The 21,979-nt window shown below is 48.5% G+C and carries 18 protein-coding genes, 1 tRNA gene and 1 pseudogene; 8 read left to right on the top strand and 12 right to left on the bottom strand.

What is annotated here, in order from left to right:
* Positions 1-14 precede the first annotated feature (14 nt).
* The 4 genes from thrH to raiA all read left to right on the top strand — a co-directional run bounded on the left by thrH (position 15) and on the right by raiA (position 2,405).
* Entirely contained in the window at positions 15-620 is a 606-nt protein-coding gene (thrH, locus tag HUN05_16205; GenBank protein WDP86477.1) for a bifunctional phosphoserine phosphatase/homoserine phosphotransferase ThrH, read from the top strand.
* Positions 620-1,585 carry a D-glycero-beta-D-manno-heptose-7-phosphate kinase gene (gene rfaE1, locus HUN05_16200; protein WDP86476.1) on the top strand — a complete coding sequence of 322 codons (966 nt, stop codon included), beginning with the start codon at positions 620-622 and terminating at the stop codon, positions 1,583-1,585. The genes thrH and rfaE1 overlap by 1 nt, the downstream gene beginning before the upstream one ends.
* Before the next feature lie 59 nt (positions 1,586-1,644).
* Positions 1,645-1,721, top strand: a tRNA-Met gene (locus tag HUN05_16195).
* Between the two features lie 336 nt (positions 1,722-2,057).
* Positions 2,058-2,405 (top strand): ribosome-associated translation inhibitor RaiA, encoded by a 348-nt coding sequence (gene raiA / locus HUN05_16190; protein WDP86475.1) that lies wholly within the window; start codon positions 2,058-2,060, stop codon positions 2,403-2,405.
* A 256-nt stretch (positions 2,406-2,661) separates the two neighbouring features.
* On the opposite strand, the gene HUN05_16185 is transcribed toward raiA, so the two are convergent.
* The 4 genes from HUN05_16185 to HUN05_16170 form a co-directional block, all read right to left on the bottom strand.
* The gene (locus HUN05_16185; GenBank protein WDP86474.1) at positions 2,662-3,885 is read right to left on the bottom strand and encodes a transporter; all 1,224 of its coding nucleotides are present in this window, start codon (positions 3,883-3,885) and stop codon (positions 2,662-2,664) included.
* 38 nt (positions 3,886-3,923) lie between these two features.
* Entirely contained in the window at positions 3,924-4,688 is a 765-nt protein-coding gene (locus HUN05_16180) for a hypothetical protein (GenBank protein ID WDP86473.1), read from the bottom strand.
* 39 nt (positions 4,689-4,727) lie between these two features.
* Entirely contained in the window at positions 4,728-5,177 is a 450-nt protein-coding gene (locus HUN05_16175) for a hypothetical protein (protein ID WDP86472.1), read from the bottom strand.
* A 112-nt stretch (positions 5,178-5,289) separates the two neighbouring features.
* On the bottom strand, positions 5,290-6,312 hold the full coding sequence (locus tag HUN05_16170; GenBank protein ID WDP86471.1) for a hypothetical protein: 1,023 nt from the start codon (positions 6,310-6,312) through the stop codon (positions 5,290-5,292).
* 811 nt (positions 6,313-7,123) lie between these two features.
* Here HUN05_16170 and HUN05_16165 point away from each other — a divergent pair.
* A complete protein-coding gene (locus tag HUN05_16165; protein WDP86470.1) occupies positions 7,124-8,425 on the top strand; it encodes a CBS domain-containing protein in 1,302 nt (433 codons plus the stop codon).
* 77 nt (positions 8,426-8,502) lie between these two features.
* Here the strand turns inward: HUN05_16165 and HUN05_16160 are convergent, their stop codons facing one another.
* The 5 genes from HUN05_16160 to HUN05_16140 are packed head-to-tail and all read right to left on the bottom strand — an operon-like array spanning position 8,503 to position 17,102.
* Positions 8,503-10,152, bottom strand: coding sequence for an AMP-binding protein (locus tag HUN05_16160; GenBank protein WDP86469.1), 1,650 nt, complete (start codon positions 10,150-10,152; stop codon positions 8,503-8,505).
* Positions 10,152-10,853, bottom strand: coding sequence for a hypothetical protein (locus HUN05_16155; GenBank protein ID WDP86468.1), 702 nt, complete (start codon positions 10,851-10,853; stop codon positions 10,152-10,154). Before HUN05_16155 ends, HUN05_16160 begins: the two co-directional genes overlap by 1 nt.
* Positions 10,854-10,885: 32 nt before the next feature.
* A complete protein-coding gene (locus tag HUN05_16150; protein ID WDP86467.1) occupies positions 10,886-11,812 on the bottom strand; it encodes an alpha/beta fold hydrolase in 927 nt (308 codons plus the stop codon).
* Entirely contained in the window at positions 11,806-12,858 is a 1,053-nt protein-coding gene (locus tag HUN05_16145) for a 3-oxoacyl-ACP synthase III (protein WDP86466.1), read from the bottom strand. The genes HUN05_16150 and HUN05_16145 overlap by 7 nt, the downstream gene beginning before the upstream one ends.
* A complete protein-coding gene (locus HUN05_16140; GenBank protein WDP86465.1) occupies positions 12,855-17,102 on the bottom strand; it encodes a beta-ketoacyl synthase in 4,248 nt (1,415 codons plus the stop codon). The genes HUN05_16145 and HUN05_16140 overlap by 4 nt, the downstream gene beginning before the upstream one ends.
* 42 nt (positions 17,103-17,144) lie before the next feature.
* Here HUN05_16140 and HUN05_16135 point away from each other — a divergent pair, with 42 nt between their 5' ends.
* The 3 genes and pseudogenes from HUN05_16135 to HUN05_16125 all read left to right on the top strand — a co-directional run bounded on the left by HUN05_16135 (position 17,145) and on the right by HUN05_16125 (position 19,024).
* Positions 17,145-17,396, top strand: coding sequence for a hypothetical protein (locus HUN05_16135; protein WDP86464.1), 252 nt, complete (start codon positions 17,145-17,147; stop codon positions 17,394-17,396).
* A 42-nt stretch (positions 17,397-17,438) separates the two neighbouring features.
* Positions 17,439-17,648 (top strand): annotated as a pseudogene (locus tag HUN05_16130) (IS6 family transposase).
* A 161-nt stretch (positions 17,649-17,809) separates the two neighbouring features.
* A complete protein-coding gene (locus HUN05_16125; protein ID WDP86463.1) occupies positions 17,810-19,024 on the top strand; it encodes an ISL3 family transposase in 1,215 nt (404 codons plus the stop codon).
* A gap of 71 nt (positions 19,025-19,095) precedes the next feature.
* On the opposite strand, the gene mtaB is transcribed toward HUN05_16125, so the two are convergent.
* The 3 genes from mtaB to HUN05_16110 are packed head-to-tail and all read right to left on the bottom strand — an operon-like array spanning position 19,096 to position 21,941.
* Complete coding sequence (gene mtaB / locus HUN05_16120) at positions 19,096-20,418, bottom strand: tRNA (N(6)-L-threonylcarbamoyladenosine(37)-C(2))-methylthiotransferase MtaB (protein ID WDP86462.1); 1,323 nt, start codon at positions 20,416-20,418, stop codon at positions 19,096-19,098.
* Between the two features lie 48 nt (positions 20,419-20,466).
* On the bottom strand, positions 20,467-21,510 hold the full coding sequence (mnmA, locus tag HUN05_16115) for a tRNA 2-thiouridine(34) synthase MnmA (protein ID WDP86461.1): 1,044 nt from the start codon (positions 21,508-21,510) through the stop codon (positions 20,467-20,469).
* A complete protein-coding gene (locus HUN05_16110; protein ID WDP86460.1) occupies positions 21,510-21,941 on the bottom strand; it encodes a 4Fe-4S binding protein in 432 nt (143 codons plus the stop codon). The genes mnmA and HUN05_16110 overlap by 1 nt, the downstream gene beginning before the upstream one ends.
* Positions 21,942-21,979 lie beyond the last annotated feature (38 nt).

Below are 21,979 nucleotides of genomic sequence, written 5' to 3'. Positions count from 1 at the left end.
TAAACGACAAAATTATGAAAATACTAGTTGCTGATCTGGAAGGGGTATTTCTGCCGGAAATCTGGGCCAATGTGGCCCTGAAAACAGGAATAGAGGAACTCAAGCTGACCACAAGGGATATCAGCGATTATGATCTACTTATGACCAAACGCCTTTCCATACTGGAGGCGCACAATCTCACCCTCAAAGATATTCAGGAGGTGATCGCCACCCTGGATCCTTTGGACGGGGCAAAAAAGATGCTGGACTGGATCAGGAGCAGGGCCCAGATTATTATCCTTTCAGATACCTTTGAAGAATTTGCAGGCCCTTTGATGTCCAAGCTCGGGTCTCCGGCCCTGCTCTGTCATAATCTGACCGTGGATTCCCAAGGCAAAATTAAAGATTATAATCTCAGGATAGACAATCAGAAAACAAGGGCTGTCAAAGCCCTCCAAAGTCTTAACTATGAGGTTATTGCCTTTGGGGACTCCTATAATGATACCGGTATGATCCAGGCGGCTGACCATGGTTTTTTTTTTAAACCCCCTGAATCCATTGGTGTGGATTTTCCAAAGATTCCCATTACCCATTCCTATGATGAGTTAAAATCCATGATTACAAGGGTATTGGAAGATTGATGATGGATATTGACCGGTTTAAAGATCTTCGCGCCCTTGTGATCGGGGATCTGATGATTGATGAGTATTTATGGGGCTGTGTGGAACGGATTTCACCGGAAGCTCCAGTGCCGGTGGTGGCTGTTGAAAAAGAGAGTCAGACCCTGGGAGGGGCGGGCAATGTGATCAATAATCTGGTGGCTATGGGGGCAAAGGTCTTTGCCATTGGCACGGCCGGAACCGGCAAGGCGGGGCAGATGATCTTTAAAAAGCTTAAGGATCTCGGGGTGGAAACCTCGGGCATTGTCAGCGAGAAGGATCGGCCCACCACCAGAAAAACCCGGGTCATTGCCTCCAATCAGCAGGTGATCCGCATTGATAAGGAAATCAAGCAGAGAATTAAATCCCACACCCTGGAAAAACTGGTGGACATTATTGAGTCCCATATCCGCCAGGTGGACCTGATCATTATTTCAGATTATGACAAGGGGCTGGTCACCAGGGAACTTGTTGCCCGCACCGTTGCCCTTGCCCGCAAGCATGGGGTCCTTACCCTGGCAGATCCCAAATCCCTGGATTTTTCCAAATACCATAAGGTCTCTGTGCTGACTCCCAATAAAAAGGAGGCTGCCCTGGCCGCCAATATGGAGATTCTTACCCTGGATGACCTGGAAACGGCTGCCCAAAAGATCATGGACCTGGCCTCGCTTGAACGGCTGCTCATTACCTGCGGAAAAGACGGAATGGTGTTGTTTGAAAGGGGGTGCCCTTCACAGACCATCGCTTCTAAAGCCCGTCAGGTCTTTGATGTCTCAGGTGCCGGAGATACTGTGATTTCGCTTTTGGGTCTGGGCCTGGCCGCCGGGGCCGGATTTGCCGCTGCTGCCATGACAGCCAATGCAGCGGCCGGTATTGTGGTGGCCAAGGTGGGAACCGCCACCCCTTCAGTTGATGAATTAAAACAGGCCATGGACTCCAATATTTGAATTTTGTGAAAATAGTCCTTGACTTGGTAAGGTCTCTGGGCTATATTACGCTTCGTTGTTGCGGGGTGGAGCAGTCTGGTAGCTCGTCGGGCTCATAACCCGAAGGTCATTGGTTCAAATCCTTTCCCCGCTACCACTAAAAATAAAAGCCTTGCCCAGCAAGGCTTTTGTATTTATACAAGGCCCCTGTTTTCCGTCCATACGAGATTCTTTCTCAGTGACGGAAAACAGGGGTTTTATGATTTTAAACCTGTGGGTATTTTTTTGCCCTGTTTTTTCATAGCATTTCAAGACGGCACTGGGCGATTTTGTTTTTTTATGCAGCCTTGGGGCAGCAGGTCCCAGGTGATCCCCTTTTTTTTTAGGTGAAAAAAATTGCAGGCTTGATCGGAAAAGAAATTTTGTACCATTGATCAGGGCCTGGGTCTGTGTTATTTTAGAGCATAACCTCAGTATAAACAGAGGAGGTCCCATGCAAATTTCTATTACGTTTAAGAACATTGAGTCGTCAGACGCCCTTAAATCCCACATTCACGAAAAATTTGAAAAATTGGACAAAATGCTTGATCATTCCGCTGATGTCCATATTGTTCTTTCTGTGGAAAAATTAACCTATATTGCAGAAATGAATTTGGCCTGTGATAAAATCAAGATTCACGCAAGGGAAACGGTTGAAAATAACATGTATTCAGCCATTGACACCCTTTCTGATAAGGTCCGGCTTCAGATTCGAAAATATAAGGATAAACAAAGACGCCATTTGGCCGGAGACAAGCAGAGTATCAAAACCCAGATGACAGATACGCTTATGACCGGGTAAGGCTGATATACAAAGTCTTTTGTTCTGGATGAATCCTGGTGCCGCAATGGGTTTTTCATCTGTTCCAGTATGAATTTGGATGATAAAACAAGTCCAATGGGCCCAAACTTGATTTGCCCAATTAAAGCAATGACTGTTTCATTGCTTTAATTGGCTGGGTGGTTTTAACCCCAGGTGAATGCTTTTTGGGGTGGCAGGTGGAATATGACATAACCCGGTATCTGTATGTTTAATACAGTTGATGTTTGAAAATGCCCTAGGAATCTTCGTCCGTGCTTTTGACTTGTATCTCATTTTCAGTCTGGCTCTCAATTTTGTCTTCAGCGGGTTCTTCATCTTTTAATAAGAACTTAAGTGGAAATGAGACACTGACCTGGAAATCCGGAGAGTCGCTGGTCAGGCCGATGCCCACGTTAAAATCAACGGACGAAAAGTCATTGATGACCTTTGACAGGCCAATGGAAAAGGTGGATGTGGTAAAGTAAGACCCATTTACGCTGGTTCCGTCAAGCTCTGTTTCCAGGGTATAGCGACTCTGAAATCCAAAGCTTAAGGAGGTATCCAGGTTCAGGGCAAGGGCGGTGCCAAGATGGAAGCCAAAGCTCTGTCCGGGCTTGACATGGCCGACTACCTTGTCTTTACCCGGGGAATAGGTCCAGGATAATCCCCCGTAAAGGATAACCGGATCCAGGGTGGTCATGGAGGTTAAAGATAGACCCCAGGTTTGAAACCCGCTTCCAAGGGCCGGCTCATCCGCTGTGACAATTCGATATGGATCATCCCCTGTGGTGGATTTCCAGCTCACCCCGATCAGGGTATCCGGCATGAATGAATGGGATTTGAACAATTGATGGCTTAGCCCCAGTGAGATATCCCCGATGCCGCCGGTATCGTCAGAGGTATACAAGCCGTCTGCACGCACGGTGCGCTCCTTTTGGTATCCCACGGGAATAAAAAGGTCAAACTGCAGATCCCAGGGCAACCCGATCCTAAAGGAATGGTTGGTCATCATAATATCCCGGCTCATGGATTCAGATACAATGTCGCCGACCACAAGAACAGGAAATATGGTAAACCCGTCAATTACAATTTTATCGTAAGAGGTATGGGCATAAAAAAGGCTGGGTTCATATACAAATTCATAGGGCCGCAGGAGCATGCCCTGTTCCACGCCGAATCGCCTTTCAAAGGCGGTTTGGATCAGTTCATAATTTTCCTGGGCCTCCTGTTCAAGGGCTGCCCGGGTCTCATCTGATTTTTGTTCAAGCGGTTCTGTCTGGGTTTTCTTTTTTTGGGGCGGCTTCTCCATGATCATGCGTTCGAGCGCCTCAATCCGTTCTGACAGGTTTTTGATGGTCTGGCTACTATCCTGATTCATCTGTTCAAGCCTGTTGATTTCCTGCTTAAGGCCTTCATAGGAGGCCTCACCTGCGGGGGCTGGGGGGAGATTTTCTTGTGCCCGAAGTGTCTGGCAGGTCATCAGCAATACCATAACCAAAATCAAAAATCGTGGATATCTCATTGTATTGGGCTCACTGTTTTTTTTTTTCGGGTTAACGGAACCATGGGGATGCGAAGAACCATCCGTCCCACATAGTCGGGAAAAGGAATGGTTGCCTCCATGGCTTTGGGGGCAAGCGGGCTTAATTTCCCGGTTTTGGTCTGACTCATCAGGGCTGTCTTTTCTTCAGGATTGGCCACGTAAAAGGCGATCCGGCTTTTCCAGAGGGATTCGAACTGCTTGAGGGGCAAGGAGAGATTCCCAAATGCCGGATCCCCGAGAAGGATGTGGTTTCCCAGTTTTTTTTTGAAGACCACAAAATGATCCAGTTCTTTCATGCGGAAAGGCAGGATGGCCGGCAAATCAAAGAATTCAAGATCATCAACGCTCATGTCTGCAAAGCCCAGGCCCTCATAGCCCACGGCCTTGGCAAACCGCTTGAGATCGTAAAGGGAAAATTCACCCCTTGCCTTTATCCTGGCCGGATCTGAATTTTTTAAAATGGTCAGGGTAATGGCCATTTCCGAAAATTTTTTATGGTGGTGAAAGGTCAAAAGGGTGGAAAGGGCGGCTGCCCCGCAGCTGACATCCCACCCCTGGCGGGTGATATTGTTCCAGCGGATCTGGTTCAAGCTCAAGGTGTTCTGTCCAAAGTGAAGATTCCCGAGACGCAGGTTCACCCGGCTGGCCGGACAGGAAGGGTCCGGCCAGGTGAATAAAATAAAAATAATTAAAAGAAAAATCCAAGTTTTTTGATGGGAAAGCACAGAACTTTCCATCATTTTCTTCTCTCTTTCAGCCCGTTTTTAGGACTTAATTTTTTAGGGTTGCAACATCCCGTTCAGCCAGTTTTGCTGGACTAAAGTCCCTATGGTTGAATCAAGGGTGATATTTAAATTTAACAGCACATTGACAGGGGAGTTTACCGCATTGATGTTGATCAGAGAACTCAAGTTCTGCTGGGCATTGTCCGTAATGTTCAAAGACCCCATATTATTTGTCTGATGAAAGTTGTTGGTGGTGTTATAGGTTGACTGGGCCGGGGGGCTGAAAATGAGAATATCCCCAATCGCCTCAGAGTTGTTGCCTCTGTAATTAAAGGGGATGTTGGTCAGGAGATTGTCCAGTATCCCATCCCAGGTGCTTGTGCTTCCTGCGGTGATATTGTCCATTTGCTCATCGCTGAGCGGGTCCATGCCCCATGCCTGCAAAGGCATCATTAAACAGGCAAGTATCAGAGCTGAAATGATAATACCGTTTTTTGTTTTCATGATACACCTTTAAAACTTGTGTTGATCATTAACAAACAAGCTGTTCGGTTTTGCGGGGGTAGGGCTGTTAAGGTTTAACAGCCCTACCCCCGCTTTTTTTCCTTTTGCAAATTTAATGGGTCTGGCTGATAAAGTTGCTCTGGTTGAGATTGATCATACTGACACCGTCCATGTTGCCGCCGGTAGAAACGTTGACTCCGTTTGCCACCTGGCCGCCGGCTGCCGTAACCACGTTCAGTCCCTGAAGATTGCTTTGGGCACTGCCGGACAGGCTGATACCGTAGGCTGAGTTCACGGTAAGGGCTGAATCGTCAACCACGATATACTCAGCTTCTGCCTCCTCAATGAAGATGGGGGCGCGGAATTTAGCATAGACATCCACGTCCAGGCTAGTTTCTTCGCTTGCCTCAAGATTGAAGACATCCTTTAGGTAGGTGGCATCCACCCATGCATAGGTGGTAGTAGCGCTTTGGGACCCTGTACAGGACGCCCCGTCGCCTGCAGCACACCCGGCGCCGTTGAAGCCTGCTGCGCCGGCTTCGGCGTTATAGGTATCTGACCAATCGTAGGATCCGCCTGAGGCTTGACTGTTTTCGCTTTGGCCGCCACTGGTCAGATCATACCATGATGAATCGGGATATCCAGGGTCACCCGTGGTTCCCCCAGAATCGGTCGCATAGTTGCTTGAAGATCCACTGGTCTCCTGCGAGCATTCAGCAGAGGCGGTTTCGTTCCAGTCCTCACTGCCGTATGCTGCAAACCCCTGTCCCACAAACCCTTGGCCGTATCCGGTGGTCTCGCCAGTTTCTTCATTGTAGACCCCATCCACAGTGACCTTCCCGTCATAGGTAAAACGGTGGAGTTCCCCTTCGATGGTTGCATACTCAAGCTCATTGTTGATGGCCAGGTTTCTGGTCTGTTTGTATTGGGCGTCGGCATCAATGATGACGTCATACCCTTCTCTTCGATACTCATCCAGATCTGCCCCGCCGCCGGAGACCTGCTTGATAAAGTTATTCTGGTTTAAATTCAGATCTGTTCCTGCAAATTCTATCGTGTTTGAGGGCTTACCCTCATCAAAGATATAGGCTGATGTGAATTCACCTATGGTCTGGACATTGACCCCGTTGGCCACCTGGTTACCACATTTAGACCCTGAAGACCGCTCTGGGCATCGCCGGAAAGCTCTATGCCCCCGGCCTCGTTAATGGTGGCCTTAGAATTACCGGCCACAATGGCACCGCCGTCGGTGTCACCGCCGTGGTGTCCCCTGCCTGCAGTTACCTTGTCCAGACCCGTATCTCCTATGAGCTAGGGGCCTGCCTGGACCGGCAGGACAAAACAAAACCCGATAAAAACAGAGATTAAAATTAAATACCATTTGCCTTTCATGAATCGCCCTCCTTAAAAAAATGGTTAATAAATTCAAGGTGATCCGTTTTAAGAAATAACACAAAGATCAAAACAAATTGTGCAGGAATACGAAACAGGAAAAAGGCGTATCAATAATACAAGTGTTTTAGGAAACAAAATTTAAGTATCAAAAATTGAAGCGGAATTCAAAGAAATCATTCTTCTGGGTAACTAATGATTGTTATCTGCTTAATGACCCCTTAGACTGCCTCAAAACAATCTGCTTTTGGATTGTCAATCATTTTTTTTAGGCTTCGGGCGGTTTAACGATGTTTAAAATAGTGTGAATTGTTTTGTCCTGTTAATTTAAGATGTTATGGTATTGCGTTTTTTTAATGTTTTTGTCGCTTGATTACAGCTCAAACCGGCATGGCTTTTTTGTTTTTCCCTGGCCGAGGGTTTATTTTTGAACATGGATTCTCTTGTAAAGGGATTGGGCGGGTTTAAACCCGGATAACTATAGAAATCCGTTGATTTTAAAGGGTTGGTTGGTATAATATTTTATTCTGACTTAATCCTGAAGATGAGGCCCTATGAAGATTATAACCACCCACAAAGGTTCAGATTTTGATGCCCTGGCAAGCCTGGTGGCTGCCACCCTGGTTTACCCTGATGCCAAACCCGTGCTTCCGGGCACGGTGAATGCGAATCTTAAAGCGTTTTTATCCATTCACAAGGATTTGTTTGAGCTGTACAGTCCAAAGGAGATTGACATTGATTCGGTTGACACCTTGATTGTGGTGGACACCAACTCATGGAACCGTATAGACCAGCGCCTTTCTGTCCTTGCCGACAAGCCAAATCTTGAAATAATCATATGGGATCATCATCTTAAAGGGGATATGAAGGCCAATGAAAAACATATCAGAGAAATCGGGGCCACGGTGACCATGCTGGTTCAGGAAATAGAAAAACAGCGTAAACTCATTACCCCGATTCAGGCCACCTTGTTTCTCATGGGGCTCTATGAAGATACGGGAAATCTGTCTTTTCCCTCAACCCTTGCAGAAGATGCCTATGCCGCTGGATTCCTTTTGGACTGGAAGGCGGATTTGAATATTTTAACCACTTTTTTACAACCTGCCTATGGGAAAAAACAAAAGGATGTTCTCTTTGAGATGATTCAGCTGGCAGAGCGAAGCGAAATCAACGGGTTTACCCTGAGCCTGTCGGAAATGGAGATCAGCGGCCGGGTGCAGAACCTTGCCATGGTGCTTCAGATGTACCGGGAAATTGTCAACGTGGATGTGGCCTTTGGCATTTTCAAGGACAAAGACAAAGACAAATGCATGGTCATCGGCAGGAGCGGGGTGGATGAGGTGAATATTGGATTTATGATGCGCAGCATGGGCGGGGGCGGACATCCCGGGGCAGGATCTGCCCTGCTCAAGGGGACCAATCCTGAGACCGTGCGCGAAATGATAATGGAGCTGATTCAGGGCAATCAGTATTCATCCGTGATGCTGGCCGATATCATGTCCTATCCCGTGGTGACGGTCAATGCAGCCACCCCTGTGGAGGAGGTGGCCATGATGCTTCGGGATATGGGGTGCACAGGCATGCCTGTGGTGGATGATGAGGACCACCTTGTGGGTGTGATTTCCAGGCGGGATTTTAAAAAGGTGAGAAAAACCAAACAGATGCAGTCCCCCGTAAAAGCCATTATGAGCCGGAATCTAATCACCATTCCCCATAATAAAAGCGCCATTGAGGCTGCCCGGCTTATGATCCGCCATGACATCGGCCGGGTGCCGGTGATGGAAGATGATAAAATTATCGGGATTATAACACGGTCAGATGCCATGCTCTATTTTTATGATCTGCTGCCCGATTAATTGGGACCTTTACATTGGTTTGCATTGAATTGAAATTAGCCCCGGGGTTTGGCCCGGGGCACGGTATTTCGCATCGGCTAAAGCTTGAGCTTTGACTGGGCTTGTACGGCCAGTTTTTCCCTGAAGATTTTTGAATTATGACGGATATCCACCGGGAATGAGGGGTTGATGAGAATATGCTCGATCTTTGAGGTCAAAGGATTGGATCTGGCCAGATCTCTAAGCTCTTGGATAAACTTTTTTTTATTCGCTATTTTCCCCATGGGCTCAATAAAAATTACCGGAACCTGGCAGGCCTTTGGCCCCACCCCTGTCAGGGCACTTCTAAGCACCTTGGCATGGGTATTGAAAATGGCTTCCACCGGAATGGTGTACAAGGGCTCTTTCCCGGTTTCAACCCGATGGTTTTTCCTCCCGCAGAACCAGATCCTTCCTTTGGAATCCTGCCACCCAAGATCCCCCATTCTGTGCCAGACATTACCGTCTGGATCATCCATTTTTGCCAAAAGGTCTGCTTTGCGGTTGTTAAAATAATTTTTGGTGACCAGATCTGCCTTGACCGCGATTTCGCCCACCTGGTTTTCAGGTACAACCAGGGTGTCCCTGATCTGGGTGATGGGATCATCACTGATTTTGATCAGTTTTATCTGGGTGTCACAGATGGGCCGGCCAATACACATGCCAAACCCCTGTTCAGAAAGTTTTTTGGTTTCAGAGAGGATTTCATGGGAGCCAATGGAAATGATGGGAACCGCTTCGGTGGCGCCGTATGGGGTGTGGATCTGAGTGTTCTTTGACAGCATGGTTGAAAATTGTTCTATATTGGTAGGACTGACCGGCGCCCCTGCAGAGACCACCCGCCGTAAGGAGGGCAGTTTAATTTTATTTTTTTTCCCGTATGCGCCCACCCGGTTGAGCAGGGCAGGAGAGGCAAACATATTGGTGACCCCTTGGTTTTCAATGGCTTCGATGATTTTCAACGGATTCACCTGGGCCGGTTTTGTGGGGTCCATGTCCGGAATGACTGCGGTCATGCCCAGGGCCGGGTCAAACAAAGCAAAGAGAGGAAAGGTGGGCAGGTCAACTTCATCGGGTGCAATATTGAAATGGGCCTGGATCTGCTGGATCTGGGCATCAAAATTACCATGGGTATAGACCACGCCCTTGGCAGGTCCTGTGGAGCCTGTGGTAAATACAATGGCGGCGGTTTCATTGGCTGTGGTCTGGGCCCTGGGAAAGGGCTCCGGGGCATGGGCCATGAGCTGGTCCAGGGTATATCCTCCCCAGAACCATTTTTTTCCCACCGTGACCCAATGTTTGACGCTTTTAAAAAAACCCGGGCGCAGGGATCTTAACACATGGGCCTTTTCTATGCCGATAAAGGCTTTGGGGCGGCTTTGTTCAAGGCATTGGAGCATCCGGTCTATGCCCATGCCCGGATCCACCACCACGGGAACGGCCCCGACCTTGAACATGGCAAAAATGGTCGTGAAAAATTCCATGCCCGGGGTCACCATTAAAATGGTCCGCATGCCCCGGCTGATGCCGATGCGTTCAAGGCCGAATGCCAGGGCATCTGATTCTTTTTCCAGCTGGGTAAAGGTCATCTGGCTGTAAAGGACCCTGCCGGCCTTGTCCCGTCCGGCCGGGTATACCACGGCCCGCTTAAAAGGGTATTTATCGCAGGATTGTTTGAGTCTGTGGGAGATGTTGATATAGGATGTCATTAAAATATCTTTTTAATTTTAAATAAAATGGTCTGGACCATCCCTTCCGGGGGGGTGTCTGCCGAAGCGTTTAGCTGGGCGGTCTGCTCCCGGGAGACGGTTAAGGCGGTCTGGCCGCTGGTGGTCAGGTCTTTGGCGCTTGCCTCTACCTGGACAAGGCCCTTGGCCGGGTTTACCTGGAAGAGGACAAAGGTTTCTTTTACGGGCTTTTCAAGTTTTGCAAATGCCTTTAGCAGTTTGTTTTTGCCGTTGACCCAGATTTTTTTCTGGCTTTGGGCAATTTTATTTTGTTCGGGATATTGCTCCCCAATGGCCTGGATCCGCTGGATTTCACTGTCATAAATGTCAATTTGTCCGTTAAAAACAATCAAAGCATCATACAGGTCTGGAAAATGTTCAAAGGAAAATTTGAGCATCTCCGGGGGCAGGTTGACATGGGCAAGGACCATGGGTTTGTAAGTTCTGGAATGGGTTCCCGGACCTGAAAAATACCAAGTGTAGGCGAAAAATCCAGCCGTGCCAGCGGCGGTCAATACCAGAACCATAAAAATCAGTTTTTTGATGGAAAACCGTTTTTTCTTTTTTACAGAGGCGTTGTCAGGCGCATTTCCCTCTTTATCCCCGGGTGCCCCTGCATTTTCCCCAGGGGGATTTGGAGGTTCAGGCGTTTTTTTATTCTTTTTTTTCAAGAATTCAAGCATAGGCTCTTTTTTACCTGTCCTGAACCAAAAAGTCAAAAATTCGTGTTTTTAACTAGAAACGATTTGACCAGGTCCAGGGTTTGTTGGGGTTTGTCTTCAAAAAGATAATGACCTGCGTCTTCAAATGTGTGGGATTCGGCTGTTGGAAACCTGCGTTTGAACTCGTTGAAAAAATGTTTGTCAAACACAAAATCCCGCATTCCCCAGAGAAACATCAGCTGTTCCGGGGCAAGGGTGTTCAGGTGCTGATCTACCTTTTCCACTATTTTATAGCTTTGGTCTTTTTCGGTTATGGGGATGTCCTGGACAAATTTTAAGGTGGCAATTCTGTTTTTCCAGGAGTTGTACGGGGCCACAAGTCCTTTTTTAACCTCTGGATCCAAGGGCTTTTTTGATCCCAGAAAAAGGGCGCCCCTGGCAAAGATATTGCCGCCTAAAACAGCAGGCAGGGCAAAAAAAGGCAAATATTTAATCATCCGCAAAGCCATGGGCAAGGGCTTGTCCTTTGGAAGAAAAAAACCTGAGGTATTGGTGATGACAATTTTATCCACCCGGTCCAGGTGATCAAGGGCCCAGGCAAGCCCTATCATGCCGCCCCAGTCATGGACAATGAGGCTTATTTTTTGATTGAGTTTTAAATGGCTGATTAGAGAATCCAGATCATCCACCCGGGATTTGAGGGTATACTCATAATCCTCTGCCCCTGGCTTGTCTGAAAATCCGCATCCCATATGGTCCGGGACAATGGTTCGATGGGTGGCTGACAATCCTGTGATCAGGTGTCTATAGTAAAAAGACCAGGTGGGATTTCCATGGACCATGAGTATGGGGTCGCCTTTGCCCTTATCCACATAGTGCAGCTTTTGCCCGCCCATATCCAGATAATTGGGTTCAAAGGGGTAAAGGGGTTCAAACCCTTTTGTGGAGGTCAGTGTCTGGTTGATCTGCCGGCTTACCATTGAACCCCCATAAAATAGCAGTTCAACCCGGATCCCACCCCTAGAAAGGCCACAAAATCCCCAGGTTCAAGAAATCCGCGTTCATCTGCAATGGCTGCCGTAATGGGCAAAGAGACCGTGCCCACATTGCCTAAGAAAGGAAAGGTGATAAAGTCTTTTTTCCGATCAATGTTCATGGTGGTGTAAAATCGCTGGTGGTGGCCTTCCCCCACCTGGTGGGCAATGAATTTGTCGGGTTTGTCATCAGGGATGTTAAACTCTTTTTTGAACAATTCATAGGTGGAAACGGCCAGTTCTGTGCCGTTGTCCAGAACGTCCTGGGCCTGGGTCCGCATGATCACCCGACTGTTCGTGGGCATTCCTTTTTCTTCAAATCCCCAGTGGCAGAGGCCGAAATGGCGGATGGCATTCTGGACCACCCCGCCCTTGACGGCATGGCGTTGGGTGTCTTTGCGTCCTAAGGTGCCGTCGGTAAGGAGTACGGCAGCAGCGCCTGATCCCCCGGTCATGGTGGCAATGGTTTCCTTGTAAAAATCAACGCTTTTCCGGGTGTTGATTTCATCTATGGTGCCCTCTACAATCTGTCTTGCCGTCTCACAGGAAACCACAAGGCCTGCTTTGATATTGCCAAGCTCGATTTCATTGGCCACCTGGACCATGCCTGTGATCATGCCCAGGCAGGCCGATTTAACATCGTAGACAATGGCCTGGGGACCGATGCCCAAGGCATCTGCAACCGCGCAGGAGGTGGCAGGCTCAAACCCGTCCTGGCCCACGCCGCAGAATGTTAAGGCTCCGATTTCTTTGGGGTCGATCCCGGCCTCTTCAAGCGCCCGTTTGCCTGCAACGGCAGCATGCTCTGCAAGGGTGTGGTCCACATCCCAGTAACGACGCTCTTTGATGCCGGTGAGGATTTCAAGCTGGCCCGGCATAAATCCGGTGGCCTTGTAAAACGGGGCCATTTTTTCTTCAATTTCCAGGCTGGTCACAATGTGCGGGGCCAGTTCATATCCAAAGGATTCAATAAACACTTTGGTGTATTTCATTTTTTTCTCCAAAAATCCATAAGATCCTGGCGGGTAGTTCCTGCCAGCTTCATTCCCATGTCTTTGTAAAACACAATTTCAAGGTCATCGGAAAACATGTGGGCATCGGCAATCACGTAAGGTTCAGGTCCGTATCCCAATTTCTTTATCTCTATTTCATACCGTGCGTTTCGGGTCTTTCGGGTCACGGGCCCCCGGCATTTTAAATCACTTTCATTGCCCGGCAGGACATCGTAATGTACCCCAGGCGCGGACAACACCCAGCCCATGCGCTGGACAAATACCCTCAGGGTGTGGGCACAGCATTCATACATCAGGGTACCGGGCATGACCATGTCATCAATAAAATGGCAGGTTAAGAACCAGTCATCCGGATGGATGTCGGCCTGGGCCACAATTTTCCCCAGGCCAAATCGTCCTCCCAGGGGATCCAGTTCAAGCACCCTGTGAATCAGGGTCATCTGCCCTCCGGGCAGCCATTGGTTTTGGCCCAGAGCGATTCCCTTGAACTGTTTGCCAAAGGCGGTTTCAAGGTCTCCTTTTCTCAGGGCCTCAATTTGTGCCTCTGAATAGGATTCTTTTGTCATTTTCACCAGGGGCGGAATGGTTTTTTCAGGTCTTATGGTTTCCAGATCCTGTTTTTTCAGTATAATCCCCCCTGAATTTTCCACCTCTGTTTCCGTGAAAAATCCAGCACAGCCATCTTGCATGGAAATAAAAAGGTGACCGTCAATATACCCTTTGTAATGAAAAAAGAAAAGATAGATCTCACCCTGCTTGAGAAACCGGTCGATTTCAATATGGTATTCGATAGTTTCCCCGGGGCAGGGCAGGGTTCGGTGAAAGGTGACTTTGGCGTCTAAAAGCCTGTATTTTCGTTTGCCTTTGACCTGATGATCAATGCCCAGCCAGGCACAGAGAAACAGATCGGCCTGGCCTGCCTCAATGGAGATGGACACCGGGGCACGGCCCCCGTCCAGATACCAGGCATTTTCAAGGACATCGTGCTGGGTGACGATTTTACCGGACCCCAAAGAGAGCATCTCCCCCTGGATTTCCATGATTCTGTCCACCAGCATCAGGGGCTCATTGGGCAGGCGCACCCTCACAGGATAGGTGTCAATGATGTCAAATGCAGGTCCCAGAACCCGGCCTGCCTTGCCCACGGCATATTCCATACATTGGTCCCGGTCCAGGAAGACGGGCCGCTTTTTTGGGGGGCTTGGGGGAGGAGGAGAAAGAGGCTTTTTTATCGCCAGGGGCGTGACCATGGGGGCTGGTGTCGTTTCAGGTTTGGACCCAGGTTCAGCTCCTGCCATGGCCGTTATCTGGCGGCCCATTTCATCCATGTTCTGACTGGAAAATTCAAGAAAAAGTTCATGGGCTCTTGCGGCTGAATCCTGGGTTGCGCTCAGCAAATTAAAATGTTGCTCTGCCAGTCTGGTCTTATTTGGGCCTGCAGCCATAGGCGGGGGCTGGATCCCAAGGGATCGGATAAATTCTTCTGAAATCAGAGGCCGGGTGACGGGCAATTGGATTTGAAAGGGGGGATGATCCTTTTTTGTATCCTCTCCATTTTTGTCAGATTCAGATTTCTTACAAGGCACAGGGCTAGGGGCCAGGATAAGATGTGCGCTTGCCCCGTCCGGGGTCAGGCTTCCCACGGCTGCCAGGTCAACCGCTTTTTTCTTTTTTGAGTTTTGTGCAACCCCTTTGGCAGATCTATCGTGAAATAAGCAGAGGGTTGTGGCGATGACAGAAAACAGCCCGGATGCCCCATGGGTGTTTCCAAAAATTTGTGCCGGGCAAAACAGGTCTGGCCTTGGGGTGGTTTCAACCGGGGCGGCCGGGTTTGAACCGTTGGAGACAAAGGTGTCAATCGCGTGGCGTTCGGTTTTACCATCAATATGATCCTGGCTGTTTGCCAGGCAGATCAACGAGAGATCCTTGAATTTTTGTCCTGATGAATCAAGGGCTTTTTGTAAAGACAGGCCATAGCAGGTTTGCTTTTGGTTGCTCATTTGCCTGCCTTTTTCTCCTTCAAAAGGGGCACCGCCTGCACTGCCTGCTCCTGTGACCACACCATAAATTTTGTCTTGGTCTTTGACGGCCTGGTCCAGCCGTTTGAGGACCAGGGCGGCAGCGCCTTCAGAGGGCAGGACCAAAGGGTCCTGTTCTGACAGGGCCAGATTCTGGGTGAACCGGCGTATTTCTCCGGCCAAATCCACGGCCCCGCACAGGAAAATATCAGTCTCAAGGCTTCCCAGAGACTGAATCCCTGTTTCAATGGCCTTAATGCCGGATGCAGAGCCTGCGGACAGGGTAAAGCAGGGGCCCCCGAATTTAAATTCACGGGCTGTCCTGGATGCCACTATACCGCCTAAAGCGCCCAGGGTCCGGTCAAAGTTCAACTTCGGGCTGATATGGTCCTTTACATGGGAGGGTAGGTCGTGGAGAAGCCAGCGCAGGTAAAAGTCTGTGGCCTGGAAATCAAAATCAATGCCCATGGCACAGCCCATGCGAAGGCGAAGCGGATCTGAACTTGAAGGTCGAGGTCTGATACCCGCATCTGCCAGCGCTCCTTTGGCTGCCTTGAGCATGACCAGATGCTGGGGCAGGATATCTGAGAGCATCTTGGGAGGGATATGAAATTCTTTTAGATCCAAAGCGAGTGATTTTAAAAAAAGGGTCTGGCGTTGCTGGATCTCCTTGGCCAGGTGGGCGGACCTGCGCCACCGGTGGTGCCCTGATTCAGGTTCTGGTTTTATTTGCCCGAATATGAGTTTTTCAAGATCCTTGAGATTTTTGGCTGCCCCGGACAAAATATCCATACCAATGATGGCGCAGTCCACCTCCTTTTGAACTCCGGGTTCTGGTGGTTCCGGCACCTGGTAAACCGGTGAGGCTGTATTAAATTGTTCAACCAGAATATGGGCGTTGATACCGCCGAACCCAAAGGCTGAAATTCCTGCCCGCCGCGGGCGAGTTTTTGTTTTCACCTCCCAGGGCTCTGGGTCTGATAGTACCCGGATATTTGATCCGTTCATGGGGCTGTTGTCAGGCAGGGCGTTGAAATGAAGGGAGGGGGGGAGAACCCCTTGGTTCATGGCCATCAGGGTTTTTATAAATCCGGCAGCCCCTGCTGCGGTGAGCAAATGGCCGATCATGGATTTTACAGATCCAATGGCAAGGGCGGCATCAGGGCATTGGAAGTGATCTAAAATGGTTTTAATGCTGGATGCTTCCACCTGATCGCCCTTGACCGTGCCGGATCCGTGGCATTCCATATACTGGATCTGTTCAGGGGACCAGTCTGCCATTTTGTAGGCCCCTGCCATGGCACGGATCTGGCCTTCCGAGGCCGGTGCCACAAGGTTGCCCTCGATATCGTTTGACACCCCCCATCCTTTAATCACCCCATGGATGGTGTCACCGCAGGTGATGGCATCCTCTAAGCGCTTGAGCACAACAATGCCTGCACCTTCACCCACCATAAGACCGTTTGCATTTTTGTCAAACGGGGCGCACCGGCCTGTGGGAGACAGGGCCTTCAGCTGGGAAAATCCCACCTGGGTATAGAGAGAATCAGGTCTTGATACCCCGCCGGCCACCATGACATCGGCCTTGTGCCGGATCAATTGCTCACAGGCAAGCTTGATTGCAAACAAAGAAGAGGCACAGGCGGCATCCAGGGTGAAACTGCCCCCCATACATCCCAAGGCGCTTGCCAGGATGGCGGCCGGAGCTGAAACCATGGAAGCGGCCATGGCATGGACAGGAGAAAGGGACTGGGGGGTGGGGGTGCAAAAAATTTTTCTGGCAATTTTGGACGATCCCTGGGTGGGCAGGGCAATGGCTGCCAAAATGACCCCGCAGCTTTTTTTAAGTTCAGGCGTGATATGGCAAAGCTCCATGGCCTTGCGTCCTGCTGATAAGACCAAATGGTGGACAGGGTCCAGTTCTGCCAAAAGGTCTTGATCAATTTGAAATCCCCGGGGGTCAAATTGGAAATCTGTGATCAGCCCGGCCCGGTCTGATGCTGCAAGCCCTTCCGGGCAATCCTGACCGTTCTGGGCCACCATAACATTAGGGGGGGCTGCCCACCTGTGACCCGGGACTTTGATAATGGCCTCTTTTTTCTCAAGGACATTGGTGATGAAACGTTTGGGTGTATCAGCGCCGGGAAAAATATTGGCCAGCGACACCACGGCGATGTTGGGATGTTTGAAAGTCATGGGCCTCATATAGATGAGACGGAAAAGGATTTCAAGGCAGGAGTGTAAAAATTGTGTAAAAATCCTTTGATGCCGGGGCTTTTGGAGCTGTTTACCATCATGCTTTTTCTAGGTCCCAGGCGTGAACAGGTCTGGAAAAACAAGGATTATGCCCTGGCCCACGGTGCGGACCAGGAAAAAAAGAGTGACCATGGCCAGGCTGATACTCAAAATTCGGTCCACAAAACTTTGTTTTCGTTTCTCCTCATAGCCCATGATCAGGGCCAGAATAAGGTTCTGTTGCAAAAAATTATTAATGTCTGATACAAGTCCGTTTTGGCACTAATTTATTTGCAGAGAGATAGTATGAAAAATGAAAACCCTTTCAAGTGGCGTCATTATGAAAAAGAAATCATCCTGTTGAATGTTCGCTGGTATCTGAGATATCAACTGAGTTACAGGAATCTGGAAGAGATGATGCAAGAACGGGGCTTGTCTGTGGATCACAGTACCATTTACCGATGGGTTCAGCGCTATGCTCCTGAAATGGAAAAGCGAAGCAGGAAGTATCTGCGGCAATCAAATGATTGGTTCATCAGAAAATCGCGTACCTGGACTGAGAAACATCACTGGGAAGGCAATAACACAGTAAGGATTTTTATGCTTGAAATGATGGTGTGAACATGATCATGTTCTAATTTTTTTGTGTTATTCGCACAAAATCGGAGAATGAATTAATGTCCACAAGCTTCATATACCATGCCTTTGGCCTTCGTGACTACTTTTATAAAACAACACGTTTCATCGGTGGAATAATCACTTTTGAACTCATACCAAAACCGGAGGCGGTAAAATGCCCGGAATGTAATTCCAGGTCCGTCACCAGGAAAGGGATTGTGACAAGAGATCTCAGAACAATACCGGTAGGTTCAAAACCCGTGATTCTCAGGACGGCTATCCAGAGAATTTGGTGTTCGTTCTGTCAATTTGTCCGGCAAATCAAACTATCCTTTGCCCAGGAGGGGAAAAGCTATACCCGGGCTTTTGAACGGTATGTCTTGGAGTTGTCTCAGTTCATGACAATCAAAGATATTGCCATCCATTTAAGGATCAGCTGGGATACGATAAAGCAGATCCAGAAAGAAGACCTGCTGAGGCGTTATCGAAAAATCCCCCTTGAGAAAGTCCGGCAGATTGCCATAGATGAAATTTCCATAGGGAAAGGGCATAAATACTTGACCATCGTGATGGATCTGGAATCCGGTAGAATTCTGCACGTGGGAGAAGGAAAAGGTGGTGAAGCTTTGAAATCTTTTTGGACAAAAGTGAAAATATCGAAAGCAAAAATCAAAGCCGTCAGCATCGATATGTCCCCGGCATACTTGAGTGCTGTTATTGAAAATCTTTCTGGTTCAGCAATTGTCTTTGACAGATTTCATGTTGTTAAATTGTTCAATGAGAAACTGTCGGATTTCAGGCGAAAGCTCTACAACCTTCTTGCCAATACCGGGCAACAAAAACTTCTGAAGGGAGTCCGGTGGCTTTTGTTAAAAAATCCCGAAAACCTCAGTGATGACAAGAAGGAGGCCCAACGGTTAGAAGAAGCATTGAAAATAAATCAGCCGCTATTGGTAGTCTACTACATGAAAGAGGAACTCAGGCAAATATGGAATCAAAAGAAAAAAGAAACAGCTGAAAAGATAGTCAGCAATTGGATCAATCTGGCCAATATTTCCAAAATTCCAATGTTGATGAAATTTGCCAAGACCTTGGCTGTGCACAGGCAAAGAATCCTTTCATACTATGATTACAGGATATCTACAGGTCCTTTAGAAGGGACAAATAACAAGATAAAAACCATGAAACGGAAAGCTTATGGATACAGGGATTCGGAGTTTTTCAGGTTGAAACTTTTGGACCTTCACAATAAAAGGTACGCATTAATCGGATGAACCGATTATAATTCAAAAGACCGCCCGTTTTTTTAACGCCTCAAATTAAAGGGATCTACCGTTATGGTCCATCAGGGGTTGACTTTTCTGGCAACGATATCCTGGTTTTCATGGTCGTTATCATAGACCAGGTCAACAATTTTCCCCTTGAGATCCTCTGTTCCCTCAAAAAGAAGGGTAATATAGTTTGAGGTCACAGCCTTGAGCATCCCTGTTTTTTTATCCTTTTGGTGCTGGACCAGTCCTTTTAGAATTCTGCCCTGGTTGACCTGGATAAACGCTTTGCGTTTTTGAGCGTCAAGCTGCCGCATCCGGGCGCATCTTTCTTTGATGACCTTTGATTCCACCTTGGGGTTAAAATAAAAGGCTGGGGTCCCTTTTCTCGGAGAAAAGGGAAAGACGTGAAGGTAGGAGACCGGCAGGTTTTTTACAAAATTATATGTGGTTTCAAACGCTTGGTCTGTCTCGCCGGGAAATCCCATGATAATGTCTATGCCGATGCTGGCATGGGGGATGGCCGTGTGGATTTTTTGGACGACAGCCTCAAATTCTCCGGTGGTATAGGGCCGTTTCATCCGTTTGAGTATTTTGGTGTCTCCGGATTGCAAAGGGATGTGGAAATGGTCGCAAAGAATGTTTCCCGGACGGGCAAGGTCGATGAGTTCGTCCGTAATTTCAACAGGTTCAATTGATGAAATTCGGATGCGATCCACCCATTTGTGTTTGTCTATATCCTGAACCAGGCCGGAAAGGGTGGTTGGGGGATCAAGGTCAAGACCGTAGAGCCCTGTGTGGATGCCGGTGAGGATGATCTCTTTGAACCCTTTTGCGGCAAGGCCTTTTAAATGGTCGGCTACCCGGGCCTTGGGCATGCTCACCGAAGCCCCCCTTGCATAGGGGATAATACAATAGGTGCAAAAGGCATTACATCCGTCCTGGATCTTCAGGTAGGCCCGGGTCATGGACCCTGACACAGGTTTGTCAAATCCAATGAATCTGGCATTTTTAGAATGATCTGTTTTTTTATAGGAGAGATCCTGTTCGTCGTTGAAGTCTGCGGCAATATACGGTGCAAGTTTTGCCTTGTCCTGGTGACAGATTATCTGGTCAATCTCCTGGATTTTACCCACAAGTTCGGGATCGGTTTGTGCGTGGCATCCTGTGACCATAATTTTGGCATCAGGATTTTCCCGGATCAGTCTCCGGATCGTTTGTCTTGACTGTATGCCTGCCTTGGAGGTGACGGCACAGGTGTTGATAATGCAGACGTCTGCCTTTTGTCCCTTTATGTTACGGACAAAACCCTGGTCTTCAAGTGCGGCAGCTATCCCGTCAGATTCGTAGTGATTAACCTTGCATCCCAGGGTCTCGATATAAAATGTTTTTTTGCTCATTTGGCTCGGATATATGATTGGGTTAAATTTTAAAGAGAAGCGTTTATCCTATTGGATAATCCCGGCTCCCAATACGCGGTTGTCCCGGTAAAAAACAGCGGCCTGGCCCGGGGTGACTGCATTTTGCGGGGTGTTAAATTTCACCTTGCCCCTTTGACCGGTCCGGGTCAGAACAGAGGCTGCACCCTTGTGGGCGTATCGTATTTTAGTGATCAGATCATGGCAGGTTTCTGTACGGGGATGATTCCATATGATTTGGTCGACCTCCATCTCTTTTTGGCCCAAATCTTTTTTAAAACAGACGTGGAGGGTGTTGTCAGCCATGCAAATCCCCCGGACATAATAGGGTTCTGAAGCCGGGATATTGATTCCCCGTCTCTGGCCGATGGTAAATGTGTGAAGGCCGTTATGAGTGCCTACCTGTTTTCCTGTGATGTCCATCACAGGCCCGGGCAGGGGGGAGATACCTTGTTTGTCGTTGATGAACTGGGCAAAATTTTTTTCCCGGATAAAGCAGATATCCTGGCTTTCAGAGGGGATAACAGGCACCAGACCCTGGTCATGGGCAATTTTTCTGACCCTGGGTTTATCCATGGATCCCAGAGGAAAAATCGATTTTGCAAGCTGTGAACACCCCAGGCGGGCCAGAAAATAGGACTGGTCTTTGTTCAAGTCAACTCCTTTCTCAAGCCAGGGGCAAGTTTCGTCCATATTGGTAACGGAAAATCCATTGTGCACCCGGGCATAATGGCCTGTGGCCAAAGCATCTGCTCCCAGGTCCAGGGCATGGGATAAAAGGGCGCCAAATTTAATTTTCTGGTTGCAGACCAGGCAGGGATTGGGGGTCTTGCCGGATAAATAGGTGGAGGTAAAATAGGAGACCACTTCTTTTTCAAACACAGAGGAAAGATCCAGGATGTGAATCGGAAATCCAAGCTGGGATTCAATGGCATGGGTATCCACGGGCATGGATTCATAGCCGGTGGTAAAGTGGATGCCGAACACCTCTTTGTATGCCTTTTTGATCAAAAACCCCGACACAAGGGAATCAATTCCCCCGCTCAGGGCCACGGCAACCACAGGAGAGGACATTAGACGATCTCTTCCTTGTTTTGACTGAAAAGCCCCATTGCCCGGGTCGGACAGGTGACAATGCAGCGTTCGCATAAACTGCATTTTTCTTTATCAAAAATGACCTCCATCTCAGGCCGTTTGATATACAGGGCATCTGTAGGACAGACCGCAAGGCAGGCCCCGCAATGGGTGCAGATTTCTTCATCCTTGAAAATCTGGTGTTCAGGCGTTGAGATCAGGACCCCTTGCTTTTTTAAAAATCCCACCCCCTTGTTGAATCCGGCCCGGCTGACCGAAGAGATTTCCAATACCATGTGACCTTCGCGCTGGGTTGAGATCTGGGCATTTAATATATTAAATAAAAGATCGTATTTTTTAACCAATTGGCAGACCAGGGCTTTTTGGGCCACCTGGGCTGGAAAGTCCAAGATGACAATTTTTGAATACAATGATCATCCTCCCTAAAGTAGATTGCATTAAAGTGTTT

This window comes from Desulfobacter sp. (genome assembly GCA_028768545.1).
In the GTDB taxonomy this organism is placed as follows: domain Bacteria; phylum Desulfobacterota; class Desulfobacteria; order Desulfobacterales; family Desulfobacteraceae; genus Desulfobacter.
This window is presented reverse-complemented; position numbering and strand designations above follow the sequence as displayed.

What these genes read in the sequence shown, in the direction of transcription:
- thrH (WDP86477.1), top strand. Translation starts at nt 15, where the DNA reads ATGAAAATACTAGTTGCTGATCTGGAAGGGGTATTTCTGCCGGAAATC.
- rfaE1 (WDP86476.1), top strand. Translation starts at nt 620, where the DNA reads ATGATGGATATTGACCGGTTTAAAGATCTTCGCGCCCTTGTGATCGGG.
- raiA (WDP86475.1), top strand. Translation starts at nt 2,058, where the DNA reads ATGCAAATTTCTATTACGTTTAAGAACATTGAGTCGTCAGACGCCCTT.
- HUN05_16185 (WDP86474.1), bottom strand. Translation starts at nt 3,885, where the DNA reads ATGACCTGCCAGACACTTCGGGCACAAGAAAATCTCCCCCCAGCCCCC.
- HUN05_16180 (WDP86473.1), bottom strand. Translation starts at nt 4,688, where the DNA reads ATGATGGAAAGTTCTGTGCTTTCCCATCAAAAAACTTGGATTTTTCTT.
- HUN05_16175 (WDP86472.1), bottom strand. Translation starts at nt 5,177, where the DNA reads ATGAAAACAAAAAACGGTATTATCATTTCAGCTCTGATACTTGCCTGT.
- HUN05_16165 (WDP86470.1), top strand. Translation starts at nt 7,124, where the DNA reads ATGAAGATTATAACCACCCACAAAGGTTCAGATTTTGATGCCCTGGCA.
- HUN05_16160 (WDP86469.1), bottom strand. Translation starts at nt 10,152, where the DNA reads ATGACATCCTATATCAACATCTCCCACAGACTCAAACAATCCTGCGAT.
- HUN05_16155 (WDP86468.1), bottom strand. Translation starts at nt 10,853, where the DNA reads ATGCTTGAATTCTTGAAAAAAAAGAATAAAAAAACGCCTGAACCTCCA.
- HUN05_16150 (WDP86467.1), bottom strand. Translation starts at nt 11,812, where the DNA reads ATGGTAAGCCGGCAGATCAACCAGACACTGACCTCCACAAAAGGGTTT.
- HUN05_16145 (WDP86466.1), bottom strand. Translation starts at nt 12,858, where the DNA reads ATGAAATACACCAAAGTGTTTATTGAATCCTTTGGATATGAACTGGCC.
- HUN05_16140 (WDP86465.1), bottom strand. Translation starts at nt 17,102, where the DNA reads ATGAGGCCCATGACTTTCAAACATCCCAACATCGCCGTGGTGTCGCTG.
- HUN05_16125 (WDP86463.1), top strand. Translation starts at nt 17,810, where the DNA reads ATGTCCACAAGCTTCATATACCATGCCTTTGGCCTTCGTGACTACTTT.
- mtaB (WDP86462.1), bottom strand. Translation starts at nt 20,418, where the DNA reads ATGAGCAAAAAAACATTTTATATCGAGACCCTGGGATGCAAGGTTAAT.
- mnmA (WDP86461.1), bottom strand. Translation starts at nt 21,510, where the DNA reads ATGTCCTCTCCTGTGGTTGCCGTGGCCCTGAGCGGGGGAATTGATTCC.